Here is a 16,850-nt window from a genome sequence, read left to right as displayed (position 1 = left end):
CCTAGTTGTAGTAGCGCGGCCCGCGGATGTTGGGATGAAGGATCGGCGCGTCGTCCGCGGAGCGCTTGGGTGAAGGACGCCGATCAAGGTTGTTGGCGAGGATCGATTTGACCGAACCGTAAGTGCGCGCGCCGATATCGATCGCCCGCATGGCGGCGGCATCGAGCCGCTGTTGCCCGTAGGATCGGGCGAGCCGGATGATGCCGAGGCAAGCGCGGAAGCCCTGTTCCGGATGCGAACGCTCATCGAGGATCAGATCGCACAGCGCCGCGGTGGCCGGTCCGATGATGGCGGCCTCCTTGCGGATGCGCTCGATGGTCCAGCCGGCGTAGCGCCGATGACTGGAGGCCATGTGCTCCGGCACGGTCGTGTGCTTGTGGTTGCCGCTCATGCGCTGATGCGCGGCGATCCGCTCACCCTTGTGGAAAATCTCGACGGTGCGGGCGGTGACGCGTACCTCAACTTCGGCGCGGACGAAGCGATGCGGGACGCTGTAGTAATGCGCCTCGACCTCGACGTGATAGTCGATGCTGACCCGGCAGATCCGCCACTCGGCAAACACGTAAGGGCTTTCCGGCAAGGCCTTGAGTGCCGGCCGGTCGATCTCCTCCAATAGCTTGCGGCGGGTCACGCCGAGCCGCCGGATCGGTCGCTCCTCGTTGAGCCGGGTCATTAACTCGGCGATCGCCGCGTTGACCTCGGCGAGGCTGTGGAAGGTCCGGTGGCGCAGCCGTCCAAGCAGCCAGCGCTCGACCATGAGGACCGCCTGCTCGACCTTCGCCTTGTCGCGTGGCCGCCGTGGCCTGGCCGGCAGAATGGCGGTGCCGTAATGCGCCGCCATGTCGGCGTAGCTGCGGTTGATCTGCGGATCGTAGAGGCAGGCTTTGATCACCGCGACCTTGGTGTTGTCCGGCACCAAGAGCGCCGGCACGCCGCCGATCGCCTCGAAGGCGCCGACGTGGCCGCTGATCCAGTCGGTGAGCCCCTGCGTCCAGGTCGCCTGCGCGTAGGTGAAGCTCGATGCGCCGAGCACCGCGACGAAGATCTGCGCGGCGCGTCGCTCGCCGGTGAACCGGTCGATTACCACCGGCACGCCGTCGCCGGCATAGTCGACGAACAGCTTGTCGCCGGCCGTATGCGACTGGCGCATCGTCACCGACAGGCGGCCTTCCCAGGCGCGGTAGAGCTCGCAGAACCGCGAATAACGATACCCGTCGGGTTCGCCCGCGATGTACTCGTCCCACAGGATCGACAGCGTCACATGCTTGCGCCGGAGTTCGCGGTGTACCGCCGCCCAGTCCGGCTCGGCCTGCCGGCGATGGCCCCGCCGGGTGCCGGGACCGGCTCCCGCGCTGGCGAACAGCCGGGCTTCCAGCGCAGCGTCGGTGATGTCGTCGGGCAATGGCCAGGTCAGCCCCGCCGCCTCGAACCGGTGGATCGTCAACCGCACCGTCGAAGGGGCTGTCCCCACCCGCCGCGCAATCTCGCGGGTCGGCATCCCGGCCGACTTCAATCTGATCACATCGCGCACATGGCGCATCGCAAACCTCTCCGTCGGCATCCAGGTCCCCCTTCGCAAAGCCGAAAGGCGGGACCGTATCGGAGCCAGAAGAGGCCTCGTCACCCCGGGCGACATCATCCCGGAATGGTGGGCGAGATCATCTCGGAATGGTGGGCGACATCAAATCGGAACGGTGGGCGAGATCATTCCGGAATGGTGGGCGACATCGAGCGGAATCAGCATCGCAGGCGTCACCTTGAGCGGTTGGTGGATCCGCAGGAAGTTGTAATACATCGTATGCAGCGCAATCGCTGCGGCATGGTTCTCAACCTTCTTTGAGAAGGCGTTCGTCAATCGGGTAAACCGGCGCATGTACATGCGCATGGTGAGGTTGCTGCGCTCGGCATAGGACGTGCTGATGTGCTTCGGATCGGGGTTGCCAATCTTCGGCTTCTTATCCGCGCCAAGGCACTTAGCCGGGCTGTAGCGGACTTTCGCCTGAGGATCAGAGCCGTAAATCTTGATGAGCATGGCATAGTCCACCTGATCGGCGAACGCGGCCTCAACGGCGTACAGGTACGGCCTATGGCCCTCGCTGGTAAGCTGAACGCGATTGGCTAGGCGGCTCTCCAGATCATGGACGAACGTCAGAGCGGCGTCCTGATCGCGTGCGCCAAGCAACCAGCTCACAATCAGCTTGGTATCGGCGCAGATCGCGGTCCAGGTCCAAACGTCGCCAGCGGCCTCGGGAGCGGCCTTGGCCTTCTCCACGTTCGCGGCCTTGGCATAAACGAACGACCAGATTTCATCCATCTGGACGCGCTTGCACGGCAGGTTACGCAGCGCCTTGTCCTGATAGGCGGCGCAGGCGTGACCGGCCTCAACCAAAAGTTTGGCTACCGTATTCTTGCTACATTCGGTTAAACGTGTGACGGCACGGATCGACTGCCCCTCGCAAAGGAGATGGAGGATTTGGGAGCGGGTCTTTCGATCCAGCTTGTTCATGGCCGAAGTATCTGACCCTTTATGCTTATCGTCAAGCATTTTGGGCGCTTTAAGAAAAATTAGTACTACGGGGTGTTTTTCTGATTTAACCGTGATATCGGATATAGTACTATGGATCGCAAGAAACTAGATAAGCTATGGGCGGACATTGCTGCCGCTCGGCGAAGCCCGCAGAAAGCGGGCGATCTAGAGGCGTTGGCAAAGTTGGCAGGACGGAAGGAAGTAAGCGGCGGGAATCACCCGATGTGGGTGAGTGCTTTTCCACAACATCGAGCGTTTCCCATCGAGAGACATGGAGGCAATCCAGACCTATCACCTCATGTGCGAAAGGTTGTCCTCAATCACCTTGAGGCGGATGCAGCGGCTTGGGAGGAAGTGCTTGAGGCAGAAAATGAAAATGAAGAAGGAGCGTAAAATGGCGGTGACGGAGATTCTTAAACAGCCCTATGCACGAATGGTCACGCCAGACGAAGACGGCAGCTATTTTGCTGAGATCGTAGAATTCCCTGGTTGCTTTGCGACCGGAGCTACAGCCGTTGAAGCGTTGGAAAATCTGGAAGGTGTTGCAGTCGATTGGGTTAATGCAACCATCGCTCAGGGACAAAACGTTCCGGAGCCGATGGAGGCTATGGATTACAGTGGGAAGCTTGTTCTTAGAATGCCGAAGGGCCTGCATAAGCGAGCAGCGCTTTGGGCAGACCGAGAAGGTGTTAGCCTAAATCAGTTCATTGTGAGCTGCGTGGCAGAACACGTAGGTTCGCTAGCTCGACCTGCTATGACTTACGCTCAAACGGCATTCGGCGGCATGAGTATCAACGTCATCACGTTAGGCGGAAATGGCGGAATGTTCATGGTGCCACACCACGGCAATACATTTCGTATCCCACTTCATATGGAAGCTGCCACCACGCAACTGCCTTTCGGACATTCTCGTAGGGATATGGCGCATGCCGGAACCTAGCCAATTCATGTTCACCTACCACGAATTGATTGCGGCTATGGTCAAACAGGCCGGGCTTCATGAAGGAAAGTGGCAGCTGATTATGAACTTCGGACTCGGAGCGGGTAATATGGGTCCGACTGAGGCCGAGCTTGTCCCGGGCGCGATGGTTGCTGTCACGTCGATTGGAATTCAAAAGGCGATTGATGGGGCTCCGGCTGCCCTTGTGGTAGACGCCTCTGTCGTCAATCCTGCTTCCACCTAGAAGCCGCAGCCTTTTTCGCAATTTCACTTCGGCGCGCGCCCGTTAAGCGACTGGCGCGCGCCTTACCGCCCTTCCGGCCCAACTCAACCGCAGCCGGATCTTTCCCCTCTTCCTCGGGCGTAGGATCGCGGTCGGGCGTCTCGCCTGTTGCGATATCAATGATTCGCTTAGCGAGCTGGTTCGAATCTCTGGGGCGTTTAGGCGTCATTCGTCGATCCGTTCGTAGGACCGGAAACTCGTCGAGTTTCGCCAGCTGTCCATGACCTTGCCGCAGTTATCACAGCGCGCGTCATCCGCATCTGGGAACGGTGTTCTCGTCGTTCGGCCGCGGTACTTCGCCCCGCAGTCGTAGGTATGCCTTCCCGTGATCCGATCAAACCATCCAGCCATGCCGGAGAATATGCGCCTCGAATCGCCTCAGTGCCACCCCTCCCGGTTGCCACAATCAAACTGACCCACTACCGACTTTCTTCATCGAGCCCAGCCATTGATCTGCCATACTGCTTCAGCGCTTCAGCCAATTTACGAAGTCGACGATCGTAGATACCGATGGTGGTAGCGCCCGGCGGTGGTCCTCGCTCAAGGGCGGCGCCAGACGCTGCTTGGATGAGGCGGTCGTCTTCGTCAGCGACATCATAAAGCTCACCGTGCGGATAGACGGGACCGACCCGTCGCACGTCTCTCAAGTGCTGTTCAAACTCCATGATCCCGTCCGGTGGTGGCGCGCTGTCGTTCTCGCTACTCACGTTAGCTTTCTGAAACCTGACGCGGCTTGGAGAAAGTTAGAATTGGACTGGCGGCCCCGCAGTCAGCTTCTTCGGGTCCAGCCGACATTCCTTGTATCGGGCGGGTACCAAACGATTGGCGGGCCGTGTCAGTCGTCAGCCAAACAAAGGCTGCGATGATCAAAGGGAGCAGAGCGGCTCCGCCGTGATGATCGTAATCATGTAGCCGATCTTGATCGGATCATCATAGCACGATCAAACGGTACGCCTTCGGAACGTTCTGATTGGTGGACGGCCGCGCCCGGGCCGTTCGGTGACCCACCGCGCCTGCTCATCCATCCGTGCACGCCAGACGTCGCAGGAATCCTCAAGTCAAAGGCCTTGCGCGTGAGACACGCGCTCGGTTGGCATGGACAGAACTTGCCCCCGTCGGCAACATGTTGTGCATCAAAGCGGACGAAGTCCAATTCAGCACGCTCCGTATTTTTGCGCGCGCGCGATCCTTGTTACTGTAAGCGGGATCGTACTATCCTGAACGTTGGCTGCAAATGGTGGGAGGCAATTTGTCGATCAAGAGCCGTTCCGATGAGGTGGCTGAGACGTTTCGTCTCTTGAGAGCGTTTCGCGCGCTCCGAAATCCTGCCGATCGTCGCCGTATCATCGAGATGGTTGAGACCATGTTAGCAAGAGACGATGCGCAGGGCATGGTTCGCCCACACGTCGATGAGGAAAAGGAAAGGTCCTGACTTGGCTCGGCCCGCAAACTGCTGATCGTCGGACGAACATGCCCGTGGTTTCAGTGGGCATGAGACCTCAGCGCGCCGGCCGCCCTATGTCATAGGTTCAATGCTGCAAGCCATGGCGCCAACACAACGATCGAGCAGCGATGCCATGACCCCGTGGCCGCTCGCTCGTTGTTTGATGGCGTCGCCGCGGGCCGCATCTCCTGGAGGCTCCGGCACGGCTCGTTTTGTGCCTTTCGGCCCGGAATTAGATTTCGATATCGTGGACGAACCAGCCGGAGGCCTGTCTTTTTGGACGTTCGAATTGTGGGCGACAGCTTGGGGCATCTTGACCTGGCTTTGATCTGTTTGCGCGAGGCTGCGCTACGTATATTTCGAATCAGCTATCGTGACAGACCCTACTTGTCCAGAGAGGGCCGCGGGGTTGCCTCGGTACGCGCGGGCAATATCGGGTACTCGATCTTGGGCCGCTGTCCTGTCAGCGAATTGAGAAATGCGACGATGTCGTTTTCGTCCTGATCGCTGAGCTTGGTGCCGAGCTGAACCTCGCTCATCACGCCAACTGCTTGCTTGAGGCTCCAAACCTGGCCCGAATGGAAGTAAGGGGCTCGCAAGGCGACGTTGCGCAAGGGCGCAGAGCGGAAAACGTACTCGTCACCAGCCATCTTGGTGACCGCGAAGCGGCCTTTGTCGGCGGCTGGAAGCAGTGGCGCGGCCGGCCTTCCGACCACGCCGAACGGGAAGTAATCCTGCCCTCCGACGTTGATTCCATTGTGGCAGGACGAGCATCCCTTTTCCATAAATAGCTTCAGGCCCGCCTTCTGCCGATCATCGAGCGCATGCTTGTCACCCTCGAGGTACTGATCGAAAGGCGCAGCGGGTGTAATAAGGGTCGCTTCGAAAGCCTCGATCGCTTTTGCGAAATTGTCAAAGGTGACGGGCGTCGCATCGTTAGGAAATGCCCTGCTGAACATGACGACATAGTCGTTCATCGAATTCAACGTGTCGAGCACTCTATCTGGCGTCGCATTCATTTCGACACTTGCCTGGACTGGCCCCTTGGCTTGCGCCTTGAGGTCTGCCGCCCGTCCATCCCAGAACTGCGCCACATTGAATACCGCATTATAGACGGTAGGCGCCCGACGCGCACCGCGCTGCCAGCCATGACCGACCGACGTTGGGCCGGCATCTACGCCGCCGGCGCCAAGATTGTGGCACGTATTGCAGCTAATGATCCCGCTCGATGAGAGCCGCGGATCGAAGAACAGCACCTTGCCAAGTTCGACCTTTTCATGGGTGACCGGATTGTCCTTCACCGCAGGAACGATCGAGGGAATCGGCTTGAAGATCTGTCTGGCGGCGCTCATCAAATCGTCATTCGCGGCTGCTGCTGACGACACCAGCATCCCGACGCCCAGGATGTATACCTTGCGTACAATGGAAAGCTCTCGTATCGCTAACTTCTTCATGGCGTGCAGCACCGGTTTTTGTTGGATATCGGAAGTGGATCAAGAGCGACACGCATCACTCTCATTCATGCAGGGCAACGCAGCGGGCGTCTGAAGCGGTAGTTTGTCGTGTCTTGCTCGCTTTGGCGTAGTTCATCATGAGATGCAAACGGCATCACCGCGCAGGCCGAGCCGTTTGAAAGCGCAAACGGCGCTTTGTCTTATGAGCTCCTGACCAGAACTGCTGGCTCCAGACGGCAGTCGACTTGCCCTTGCAAGAGCGACGATCGGTCCGGCGGCGTATATTGTCGTTCGCCATCATCGATCGGCGGACGATGGGGCCGCGCGCGTGCAAGTATGTTTGTATCACGCGGCATCGGTCGAAAAATCCTGCTCCGGCTCGGCGGAGCGCCACCATCGATGCCGAGCGTAGACCATATCGGACACCAGGACGTCCGAGAATGACGTGATGGAGGTCCTGCAGAGCGAGCTCTAAGACTTGAGGCTTCGTGCTGTTCACTGTCGATCATCGAATCTTATACACCGTCCGCTGCTCGGAATATTCTACAACCTGACGTGACGTGCGGTTCAAGCCCCATGAGCGCCTGGACGCGCGGCCATGTCTGGCTCGGGCTATCGAGAAGCGGCGGGGCATTTCTGCTTACGACGTGACGTTGGCTCAACGTCCAAACCAGCGCTTGGGCTCAGATGCATGGGAGTATCAAGCGGCGTGTCGCCGGGTTCTGCCTGCGTGAGCAGACTGTTCGATAACGCCAAGACAACGGGAGAGGAGACGTGGTCGTTGTCGGTATCAGCCGGCGCGACTGCTGCCGAAACGATCAACGCGTGCGCGGGTACCAGATCGATTATCATGGCACGTTGCGCGCGCGTGCACCAGGCGCTGCATCAATCCTTGCGCCGGAATGTCCATGTGTTGAGCGGGATAAGCTCGCTGCCCGTCGCGTAGATCGGCGCGTCGGCAGTGGTGGTGACGGCTCATCCGTGAGAGCCATGCGGGCGGAGGGCAGCGTCTCACTGGCCGCGCTGAAGCGTCGAACGAAGCGGACGTGAAGGCAGATGTGGCCGCTCGCGGGTTCGGCAGGCGCAAAGCTTCGAGAGCGTGCGCCATCTGGCAGCCAACCGATCGATGGACCATTCTGACTGCATCGGCAGAGCTCGTTCGTGATGGAGCGGGGTGGGGAGCAAGTGGCTGAGCGTTCAGCGTCGGAGCGAATCGTGGATTGTGCCGCGTTCAGTATAGTACGAGTCTACGCAAGAGGGCTTTGGAGGACGAGGTGTCGGATCGGTACATGCTGCTGAACATGATCGAGACCGTTTGTCCCCTGAAACGGCATGGATGTTGCCGACGAAAATCACCTAACCGCGGAAGGCGCACCTCCTGACTTGGCCTACGCTTGTTGGTCACGAACGCGATAGCAAAAAACGCCGCACGAGCGCGCTGGCTTTAGGTCAATGGTCTTCTGCCGATGCCAAGCTGCTCGATGACGAGCTTGGAAATCTTTGTTGGATCGCGAACGCCCGTTGCGCCGATCTCGATGGTCTTTCTCGCGACGATTTCGGCGATCGGGTCATCACGATCGACCAAGCAAAGCGAGTGCAGGGTCAATTCATAGGCCGACGTTAGGCGCTCGACTTCGTCCGGTCCGAGGTTGCGGCCCTGGAGCAATTTATTGATGGCAGTCACGACGGCGCTAACCCCGCGACAAAAGTCACTTTTATCGTTCACATGCACCCTGATTCGAAATTTGCATTGAGTACGATGAAGCCGGATGTCTTTGGTTCGGGCGCATCGTCGCTGATGCAGCGTGCACGATCGAAATTGCGCACCATCGACCAAATGATCGGATCTGCTCAACTGGAACGCTTGTGTTCCTCCTTGGCTGCCAGCATCCGCTCGAAGCGATCAGCTTGTGCTTTCGTGAGATTGACGGCCAAGCCGACCCCGATCACCGCTGACCCCTTACGTTGCCGATCATAAACCATCCACCCGCTTGACCCTTGACGCACTAAGAACCTGGATGGAGGAGGCGCCTCATCGGTATCCTTGTCCGATCGTTGTTTGCCTGGATATTCCATCGTGGCCTCCCAAACAGTGCAATCCAATTCTTTGTACGTAGCGAACCGATCTGCTATCCGGCTGCGCGAAATGTTCGTGCATAGCAAGTGATGAGCGTGTTGTCGGGATCGCCCTTGCGGGCGGGCAAGTGAGGTCTCTATTCCAGACATCCGATCGGAAGAGGCCGGCGGCCAGCAAAAGCCCGCTCTAGCTCATCAGCCAACTGCATGGCGTTCGGTAGCGCTGGCATAGACCGTGCGCTACGATTGCGGCATCTGTAGGCGATCGGCTGCGCAAGTGTTCGCGGCCGGCAGGCGTGATTTCATGCGGCCGACCGTCACACCGGGCACGTTCATCTGATGCTGGGTAATCACTTAACGGGGGCGTTACCGGTCCTGTCCCGCCCGTGGAGCGGAAGCGAGACTGGGGCCGACTGGAATTGCGCTGTCTGGCCAAAAGTGAGCTGGCAGGTTGAAGTGGGCGTGATCGGAGGCTTGTCCGCCAACGCCGGGATCGACGGCATCAGTAGTTGTCGTCTTGTCTCGAAGTCGCCGCCGAGGGGTGCGGCGAGGCTAATTACGGCAGCGTCAAACGGATTAAGAACGCCTGGGTTAGGCTAGCGCCTGTCCGAAGCGTTCGGCCAAACCAGCCTGATTTCGACGGCTCGAAACTTCCATGCTGGTTTCCAGAGCCTCGGCTACTGGATCGGCGGCGAGCACGTTTGCGGCGCGGGACAAAACGATCTTTGATCGATCCGGCCTTTGCCTCCGAATCATTGACCCTGCAGAGCCCGCGGCAACGCAATGCCGGGTCCGTCATCCAACCAAGAAATCTTTCTGACTCGTCAGCTTCTCGAAAGCCGACGCTCCTAACATGAGCGAGATAGAGGTCCCGAGGCCAGTGCTCCGATCTGCAATCTGCATCAAACGGAGGTAATACGTGGAACCTGCTAGCAACGTCAAACCATCAGCGTCAGAAACCGTCGCGACGGCCGACTCTATGCTGCAAAAGCAGCCGGTAGAGCAAACGGCCTTTGAGCAACATCTCAGTGAAGCACAACAGCGCGAGCCGCCGCAAACCGATCCGGCCCCTTCGCGTCGCGGTGTTGCGCCGGGTGTCGCGGAGCACATCGTGGCGGCGGAGGCGCAATCTCCGCGCCTTGTCGTTGTTTCAAACCGCCTTTCCAAGCCTGGTGGGGCCATGACAGGCGGCCTGGCTGCGGCTTTGCTTCCCGCGGTGGAACGTTCCGGAGCGCTGTGGGTCGGGGCCTCGGGCCCGCTGAAAGCCGGCAACCACGAGCTCGGCGAGGGAGCGCTGGTGAAGCTCGATTTACCCGCCGCAGATTATGACCGCTACTACAACGGTTTTTCGAATTCGACACTGTGGCCGGCACTACATTCGCTGAGAGAGCGAATCTCCTTCTCGGAGGACGACTACAAGAGCTATCGTAAGATGAATGCCTTCATGGCTGATGCCCTGCTTGACTACAAGGAGCGGGACGCATTCTGGGTGCATGACTATCATTGGCTCACGCTCGGCGCCGAGCTGCGTGATCGGCGCGTCGACCGGCCGATCGGCTTCTTTCTGCACACGCCATGGCCGGCGCCCGGTGTGATGCAGCTGGTGCGGCCTCATCGCGAACTGATCGAAGCGATGCTTGCGTACGATTTGGCCGGCTTTCAGACCGACGAGGACCGGCAGAATTTCCTTGCCTGCGTCCGTGCCGAGCTCGGGCTGACCCCCAGCGAAGACGGTGTTGTTATCTCGCCCCGTGGCATCACCAGATGCCAAGTGTTCCCAATTGGCATCGATACGGACAAATTTGCACGATATGCTAAAGACGCAAGTTCGAATCCCGATGTCTCCAAGCTGCTGGACGGTCTCAATCGCGAGAAGCTTGCCGTCGGCGTCGACCGGCTGGATTACACCAAGGGCATCGACAATCGTATCCAGGCTGTCGGTCGCGCCTTGGACAAAAAGCCGAACAGCATCGCGCTTTTGCAGGTCGCCACCAGCTCTCGAGATGGCATTCCGAGCTACAGAGATTATCAGAACGACGTCAAAGCTGTTGTCGACGATGTCAACGCTCGCCACGGCGCGGACGACTGGATGCCGATCCGCTACGAGACCGAGCCTGTCAGTCAGGCGGTGCTCGCGGGTCTCTACCGCGCCGCACGTGTCGGCGTCGTGACCCCCCTGCGTGACGGGATGAATCTCGTAGCGAAAGAATATGTCGCCGCGCAAGACCCAATAAGTCCCGGCGTGCTGGTTCTGTCGAAATATGCCGGCGCGGCCAAGGAGCTCGATGCGGCACTACTAGTCGATCCCAACGATATCGAGGGTATGGCGGAGACGATTGCGAAGGCCATAGAGATGCCGCCCGAACGCCGCCTCGACTCCTACCGCAAGATGATCAAGAAGCTCCAAGACTATCCGATAGGCGCATGGTGGGCCGACTTCGTTGCGAAGCTCGAGGATAGCCGGATCGGCGTAGCCGCGGGCGACTCCATTCCGTTAGACGCGGGAGCTTCCAGTCGCTCAGAGAGCCGGACCATCCACGACGACCCAGCAGGCCCATCGGGTGCGATAGATCACTCGGAACGGGTGTCATATCCGGACGTCGCCGTTCCGGCTACGGTGCCAGCGGATCATTTCGGACATATCGGCTTCCGCTAGAGCAATGACGCCGCGCTGCCCCGGGACGTGTTGATCAGTACATTGGACAGAATCTGGGTCCTGCCGGCCACGGGCGAGCCCAGCGCCGATTCAGCGAGCAGCTTGACGCGGCGTAGTTGAGCAAACGCGCCGACCGAGCATGGATTGCATCGACGAGGCGAGCGTAGATCTCCAAGCTCATCATAACCGTCGGAGGGCCAAGGAAGGACCAAGGCGGCGCTGAAGCAGTCTTTGTTGGCGCGCCACACCGGAACAGAGGCCGACTATGTCGAGCTTCTAGAGCATGATCCGGAGCTGGCCTTCCGAAAAGATCATGCTCAAACAAGAAGCTAAAGCGCGATGACGGTTCGACCTCATCTCATCGCGCTTTAGGGTGGTTAGCCAACGGCCGGAAGATTGCAGCTCCGAACGCTTCGCATTCGTCGCTGGTTAAGTCGGAGCCATGGGTCGGCCCTTTTCAAGCGATCGCGATTCGAGCTCTCGCAATTGGAATCCAAGTGCGAATGTTGGGAGTACCTTTTTGCCTCCCCATTGCGGTATGCTCAGGCGATGAGCTCAATGTTGAAGATTGTAGCGGCAGTGGGAGCGATCTTCCTGGGAGAGGCCCTTTCGATCATCGCGGAGTTGATCGCCTCAAAGGAGTTCGGAAAAGCTGGCGGGAATCTGACGACGCTGCTTCCGATGTTCCTGCTGATCATGCTGGGCGGTATCTTGCTCGTCTGCGGATATGCTCTCGGCTACATGCATCTCAAGAATATTTGGATCATAGTCGCAGTATCGGTGGGATCGATCCTCGTGGTGGAACCGATTCTCTCGTTCTTACTCTTTCGGGACGTGCCGACGATCGGTTCGCTGGTTGGGCTGGCACTGGGCGCACTTGGCACTCTGGCAGCGATATTTTTATAAGCGCTATCTGTGTCAGGCTAAATTACCGTGGTTCTGTGAAAGCGGTGGGTTATGAACCGCTCAATTCGATCGCAGCGGCGGAAATGTATTCTGACCGATGTGGCCGGCTCCTGGGAGCGCTATTGCCGTGAGATTGGAGCCGGGGTCTCACTTCGTTGTTACCCGACGCGGAAACGTTCCAGCCTGGATATCAAGCTGCCGCGCAAGCTTCGAAATTTATCGGGAAGGACCTGCAAGTCTTCAACCGTAGAGCTCTTGCGAGCCAAGCAAAGGGAGCGCTCGCGTCTGATTGACGTGCCATCAACTGGAGGGGGGCCGTCGTTTGGTCCAATGACGTCCGTCGATGCCAAACGGATCGCCGACAACCATAGAGAGCTCCGCTGGATCGCAAACGCCGGTTGTACCGATCTTGGTGCCCTTCCTTGCAATGATTTCCGGCGCAAGGCGATCGTAGGGTTGGTCGAAGGCCGAGCCTCAGATGGCTCAGCTTTGTTTCGGCCCGCGTTTTGTCCTCAGGCGCCCCACTCACGGTCGGGCCCGAAGGCGCTGCTGTCGCGCCAACGAGAGCTCCAAAACAATATGCCACTGATAGTGGTCAGGGATTTTCCTATCGGCGTCAGGAACCGTTCGAGTTCACTTCGGCATAGCCGCCCTTATCGTCCCATTTGTAAACGACATAGTCGAGCTGCTTGATGTCGCCCTTGACGTCATATTCAAGATTGCCGATTACGGTGTCCCAAGAGCTCGCTTTGATCGTATCCATCACCTTCCTTGGATCTATGGTGCCGGCCTTGGCCACGGCTTGAGTCCACACTTGCACCGCCGCATAAGTGTAGAGCGTGTAGCCTTCGGGATCGATGTTCCTGGCCTTGAATTTCTCGACAATCGCGGCCGCCGTCGGCTTCTTGCGTGGGTCCGGTCCGAAGGTGAAGAGCGTGCCCGCACCGGCGGCGCCGGTGATCGAGGCATATTCCTTGTCGGCCAATGCGTCGCCCGACATCAGCGTCGTGTTTAGCCCCTGATCGCGCATCTGACGAAGGATGAGGCCTGCCTCCTGGTGATAGCCGCCGACATAGACGAGATCGATATTGTCTCGCTTCAGGCGCGAGACGATCGCATTAAAGTCCTTGTCGCCCTTGTTATAGGATTCGTACAGCTTTTCGGTAATGCCGGCCGCGTTAAGGGCCTTCTTAGTCTCGTCGGCAAGTCCCTTGCCATAGGTGGTCTTGTCATTGAGGATAGCGATATTCTTGCCCTTGAAGTTCTTGGCGATGAAGCGGCCGGCAACCAGACCCTGCTGGTCGTCACGCCCGCAGACGCGCGCTACGTTCCAAAGCTTGCGGTCAGTCAAGAGTGGATTGGTCGAAGCCGGCGTGATCTGCAACACGCCGCCGTCGGCATAGGCGTCCGACGCTGGGATCGAGGATGAAGAGCAAAAATGTCCGGCTACGAACGGGATCTTGGCTCCGGCGACCTTTTCCGCCACCGAGCGTGCCTGCTTGGGATCGCAAGCATCGTCCTCGACGTCGAGCACGAGCTTCTTGCCGAGCACGCCGCCAGATGCGTTGATATCGGCGACCGCCATTTCGGCGCCGTTCTTCATTTGCCGGCCGAAGGCCGACTCACCGCCGGTTATGGGTCCCGCAACGGCGATGGTGATGTCTTCCGCGAACACCGCTGTGGAGAACGCGAAGGATGCACCAAGTGCGAGGCCGATGAGGTCGAATAATTTCATGAATGGTCCTCACAAAGTGAAGGCAATGGCGAGTGAGCACGAGTGGAGCAGTGCGCTGGCGGCTGCAGTCGCGCTAGATCACTGTTGCTGACGCCGGCTTCATCGTGCATCAAACCCCTCGATCGCGTCCCGGAAAAGAGCAGCAGTCCTGTCTTGTCTCGCTAGGAGGACATCTGCCTCTCTCAAATGACCAAGCTTCTGGTCGCGAAGGCATCTGCAGAAAGCTTGGCCGAAAAGAGAGAACCTCTGCAGGCGTCGGGACAGAAGAACGAACCAGCGCGCATGTGCCAAGCAACGATTGAACGTTAAGCGCGCTCGCCGGTGCCAACTTTACGCGACCCGTCTCATGCTGGCCAGTCAACGCCACAAAGGTGTCCATGCGAATATTAGCTGAGTTGGCCGTCCAGAAAAGAAATAGGTTTGTACGAAACGTACACGGAGCGCGTCTTTGATTGTTGGCGTCAGTCGCGGCCGACAACCGCAGCAACGGAGTTTCCCTCAAGTCAGGAGTTCTTCACCAGTGCCGTGTTGAGTGGCGTCAGCTTCTTCACCATCACGCTCAAGGTGGGGCTATAGTCTGCTAAATTACCAGATGGGGCCCGAGAGGGGATTGGGGATTGTCATATACTCATTCAGTAGCTGCGGAATGCGCCAGTTATTTCAAACAGACCATAGCCAGGTTGAAGCGAGACGACCTCATTATTGCAGTCGCACTGCTCGTCTTCTTTGTGGTCAGTATCGTCTCGCTCATGGTCGCCGGAGCGACGTTTCGCAACATGCAATTTTGGCCGTCAGACAATATGTCGCCGGACACGCTAGTTGGAGTGGGCGCAATGATGCTGTTCATTCCAGCCTTTGCCGTCGCGCGGTTCTCGTTCGGCTACATCGTCGCATTCTTTCTGCTGTCGGCTGTGCTCGGTTACGTCTGGCTCTCCTTCTATTCCGGATTCGACTATCCTCATGCCTTGGCGCGGTGGTCGATGTTTGGAGCGCTCGTCGGTGCCGCGACGCCGCTGCTGTTCGTGAATTTTGAGATTTCACGGCCTGCCGTCACGGAGGATGCATCGCGCCGAATAGCGCTCGCGCTTGCAGCGATCGCGGTCTTGGTGCTCGCTGCGGATGCCTCTTATGGCCTCACGTTCGGCAGCCCGCTTGGCGCCGCCCGCAATTCGGTCACCCGCCCGCTTGTGCTGAACTACCTGACGGGTATCGTGATCTCGGGGATATTGCCGTATCTGTTCGCCTGGTTTGCGAGCGGCAGGCAGCCGATTGCGGCGTTCCTGGTGCTTGTCCTAACGGCTGCGTACTATCCCATCGCTGTCAATAAAACCGTATTGCTGCTGCCGCTTTGGCTGCCGATCGTGTTCTTGCTCTACGCGCGGCTCAATCCAAGGCTCGCGACGATCCTGTCGTTGCTAATTCCGATGGTCATAGGTCTCACACAATATGAGCTCGTTCGGCTGTATTCTCCGAACGATCCTTATTACTTGTTTGGGGTCTTCAATCTACGCATGATCAGTGTTCCGGCACTGGCCATAGACCATTATGCGAATTTCTTTCACGATCACGCGCTGACGAACTTTTGCCAAATCTCATTGGTGCGCGCCCTCATGGGCTGCCGATACGGCGAGCTTGGACCCGTCATGGCGCAAGTCTACCGCGCTGGCAACTTCAATGCCTCGTTCCTGGCGACGGAAGGAATTGCGTCGGTTGGGCTTCAATGGACGCCGGTGGCGGCGCTGATTTGCGGTACTATCTTGTCGATCGGTTCGCTTGCGAGCCGCCATCTGTCGCCGCCGTTTATTGCCGCGTCGTCGGCGGCAGCGGCAGAGGTCCTCGTGAACGTCCCACTGTCGACTGCGATGGTCTCAAATGGGCTTGCGTTACTATTCCTGCTTTGGTGGCTGACACCGCCCACCCCACTCGTTCGGGAGCAGCCTCAAAATGGAATCGTGGCAAGTCTTGGCCTGGCCGGTGATTGAGACCACCAAAGGCAGCAGCCCTGCAGTTCTGTCCGTGTCGACGGCAAGCGGCCTACATGGGCCGCTTTGGTTCGAGGCGGGATAGGGCTCGTCAGCTCCTCGCAGCTAAGCTTGGTCGTTGCGTCTTCTTCAGGTGATCTGATGGGATGGGTGTGCGCAATTTCAACATAACGGCTTGGGCGCACGTGCCTCAGCCAGTCGCGCAAGAGGAGCAAGCGAAACGCCCGGAGGCGGCTTTCCAACGGGCGCCCGTTTCTGCCCGATGATCTCTGTCGGTGCTATCCGCATCTGTCCAACTCGGACTGGAGGTTGATCGAGCGTGCGATCGGTGCCGCTTTTGCGAGCGGGGAGGTGGATTCGGCATTCGGTAGGCCAACCATCTGGCCAGATAGCCTTGGCTCTGAGGGTCTGTCGATGTCCGGGGCTCGATGACGCTGAATTGCGCGCTTACGTAAAGGCGGGACACAATCATGGCACGCATTTGCCCACCGGGTTGAATGACCTTCGTAAGTTCCGTGACCAATCTGCAGATGCGGCGAGCCGCGGCCTCGAAGTTGGCCCCCTGCAGTCGGGCTTCATCCTGGATGTTCGAAATGACTTCATGGGCCCTCCGGCAAAGCGTCAACGATTGCGGAAATAATGAGCCCGCACAATTGACAGTCTCGGTCAGCCTGGGATGAGCGTCAGCCAGGGCGAGGTGGCGAGGCCGCGTCGTTGGCGCTCGTCGACCCTGAACTCTTCACCTTCGATCCGGCCCAGTTCCCTCCAGGCGAGCTTCGGTCCTTGCTAGGTGATGAACCCGCCGCGGCGCCACTCTTCAGCGTCGATCCGGGGACTTCAGTTCCGC

12 protein-coding genes and 1 pseudogene are annotated in these 16,850 nt (G+C 58.8%); 6 read left to right on the top strand and 7 right to left on the bottom strand.

Annotation, left to right across the window (positions count from 1 at the left end; translation table 11 throughout):
- Position 1 precedes the first annotated feature (1 nt).
- The gene (gene istA / locus MTX23_RS28130; protein ID WP_280978207.1) at positions 2–1,540 is read right to left on the bottom strand and encodes an IS21 family transposase; all 1,539 of its coding nucleotides are present in this window, start codon (positions 1,538–1,540) and stop codon (positions 2–4) included.
- A 201-nt stretch (positions 1,541–1,741) separates the two neighbouring features.
- Positions 1,742–2,506, bottom strand: a pseudogene (locus MTX23_RS28125) (IS1 family transposase); the annotation flags it as partial.
- 111 nt (positions 2,507–2,617) lie between these two features.
- Here MTX23_RS28125 and MTX23_RS28120 point away from each other — a divergent pair.
- Genes MTX23_RS28120 through MTX23_RS28110 form a run of 3 tightly spaced genes read left to right on the top strand, consistent with a single transcriptional unit; the run spans position 2,618 to position 3,711 of the window.
- Positions 2,618–2,920: a hypothetical protein gene (locus tag MTX23_RS28120; protein WP_280973389.1), complete on the top strand. Its 303-nt coding sequence runs from the start codon at positions 2,618–2,620 to the stop codon at positions 2,918–2,920.
- Positions 2,898–3,467, top strand: coding sequence for a type II toxin-antitoxin system HicB family antitoxin (locus MTX23_RS28115; protein WP_280973388.1), 570 nt, complete (start codon positions 2,898–2,900; stop codon positions 3,465–3,467). Before MTX23_RS28120 ends, MTX23_RS28115 begins: the two co-directional genes overlap by 23 nt.
- The gene (locus tag MTX23_RS28110; RefSeq protein WP_280973387.1) at positions 3,454–3,711 is read left to right on the top strand and encodes a hypothetical protein; all 258 of its coding nucleotides are present in this window, start codon (positions 3,454–3,456) and stop codon (positions 3,709–3,711) included. The genes MTX23_RS28115 and MTX23_RS28110 overlap by 14 nt, the downstream gene beginning before the upstream one ends.
- A gap of 458 nt (positions 3,712–4,169) precedes the next feature.
- Here the strand turns inward: MTX23_RS28110 and MTX23_RS28105 are convergent, their stop codons facing one another.
- From MTX23_RS28105 to MTX23_RS28090, 4 genes are all read right to left on the bottom strand, one after another.
- Positions 4,170–4,457, bottom strand: coding sequence for a hypothetical protein (locus MTX23_RS28105; RefSeq protein WP_280973386.1), 288 nt, complete (start codon positions 4,455–4,457; stop codon positions 4,170–4,172).
- Between the two features lie 1,120 nt (positions 4,458–5,577).
- A complete protein-coding gene (locus tag MTX23_RS28100) occupies positions 5,578–6,648 on the bottom strand; it encodes a cytochrome-c peroxidase (RefSeq protein WP_280973385.1) in 1,071 nt (356 codons plus the stop codon).
- 1,444 nt (positions 6,649–8,092) lie between these two features.
- Positions 8,093–8,332: a hypothetical protein gene (locus tag MTX23_RS28095; protein ID WP_280973384.1), complete on the bottom strand. Its 240-nt coding sequence runs from the start codon at positions 8,330–8,332 to the stop codon at positions 8,093–8,095.
- Positions 8,333–8,499: 167 nt separating this feature from the next.
- Positions 8,500–8,724 (bottom strand): hypothetical protein, encoded by a 225-nt coding sequence (locus MTX23_RS28090; RefSeq protein ID WP_280973383.1) that lies wholly within the window; start codon positions 8,722–8,724, stop codon positions 8,500–8,502.
- 1,180 nt (positions 8,725–9,904) lie between these two features.
- Here MTX23_RS28090 and MTX23_RS28085 point away from each other — a divergent pair.
- Together MTX23_RS28085 and MTX23_RS28080 are read left to right on the top strand one after the other, a co-directional pair.
- Complete coding sequence (locus MTX23_RS28085) at positions 9,905–11,380, top strand: trehalose-6-phosphate synthase (protein ID WP_280978224.1); 1,476 nt, start codon at positions 9,905–9,907, stop codon at positions 11,378–11,380.
- Between the two features lie 558 nt (positions 11,381–11,938).
- A complete protein-coding gene (locus MTX23_RS28080; protein WP_280973382.1) occupies positions 11,939–12,286 on the top strand; it encodes a hypothetical protein in 348 nt (115 codons plus the stop codon).
- A 616-nt stretch (positions 12,287–12,902) separates the two neighbouring features.
- Here MTX23_RS28080 and MTX23_RS28075 read toward each other — a convergent pair.
- Positions 12,903–14,021, bottom strand: coding sequence for a branched-chain amino acid ABC transporter substrate-binding protein (locus MTX23_RS28075; protein WP_280973381.1), 1,119 nt, complete (start codon positions 14,019–14,021; stop codon positions 12,903–12,905).
- A 617-nt stretch (positions 14,022–14,638) separates the two neighbouring features.
- Between MTX23_RS28075 and MTX23_RS28070 the strand changes: the two genes are divergently transcribed.
- A complete protein-coding gene (locus MTX23_RS28070; protein ID WP_280973380.1) occupies positions 14,639–16,003 on the top strand; it encodes a hypothetical protein in 1,365 nt (454 codons plus the stop codon).
- The last annotated feature ends 847 nt before the right edge of the window (positions 16,004–16,850 follow it).

Origin of the sequence: Bradyrhizobium sp. ISRA436 (assembly GCF_029910015.1) — a bacterium.
Lineage (GTDB): Bacteria > Pseudomonadota > Alphaproteobacteria > Rhizobiales > Xanthobacteraceae > Bradyrhizobium.
This window is presented reverse-complemented; position numbering and strand designations above follow the sequence as displayed.

What these genes read in the sequence shown, in the direction of transcription:
- MTX23_RS28080 (WP_280973382.1), top strand. Translation starts at nt 11,939, where the DNA reads ATGTTGAAGATTGTAGCGGCAGTGGGAGCGATCTTCCTGGGAGAGGCC.
- MTX23_RS28115 (WP_280973388.1), top strand. Translation starts at nt 2,898, where the DNA reads ATGAAAATGAAGAAGGAGCGTAAAATGGCGGTGACGGAGATTCTTAAA.
- istA (WP_280978207.1), bottom strand. Translation starts at nt 1,540, where the DNA reads ATGCGCCATGTGCGCGATGTGATCAGATTGAAGTCGGCCGGGATGCCG.
- MTX23_RS28120 (WP_280973389.1), top strand. Translation starts at nt 2,618, where the DNA reads ATGGATCGCAAGAAACTAGATAAGCTATGGGCGGACATTGCTGCCGCT.
- MTX23_RS28110 (WP_280973387.1), top strand. Translation starts at nt 3,454, where the DNA reads ATGCCGGAACCTAGCCAATTCATGTTCACCTACCACGAATTGATTGCG.
- MTX23_RS28085 (WP_280978224.1), top strand. Translation starts at nt 9,905, where the DNA reads ATGACAGGCGGCCTGGCTGCGGCTTTGCTTCCCGCGGTGGAACGTTCC.
- MTX23_RS28090 (WP_280973383.1), bottom strand. Translation starts at nt 8,724, where the DNA reads ATGGAATATCCAGGCAAACAACGATCGGACAAGGATACCGATGAGGCG.
- MTX23_RS28075 (WP_280973381.1), bottom strand. Translation starts at nt 14,021, where the DNA reads ATGAAATTATTCGACCTCATCGGCCTCGCACTTGGTGCATCCTTCGCG.
- MTX23_RS28100 (WP_280973385.1), bottom strand. Translation starts at nt 6,648, where the DNA reads ATGAAGAAGTTAGCGATACGAGAGCTTTCCATTGTACGCAAGGTATAC.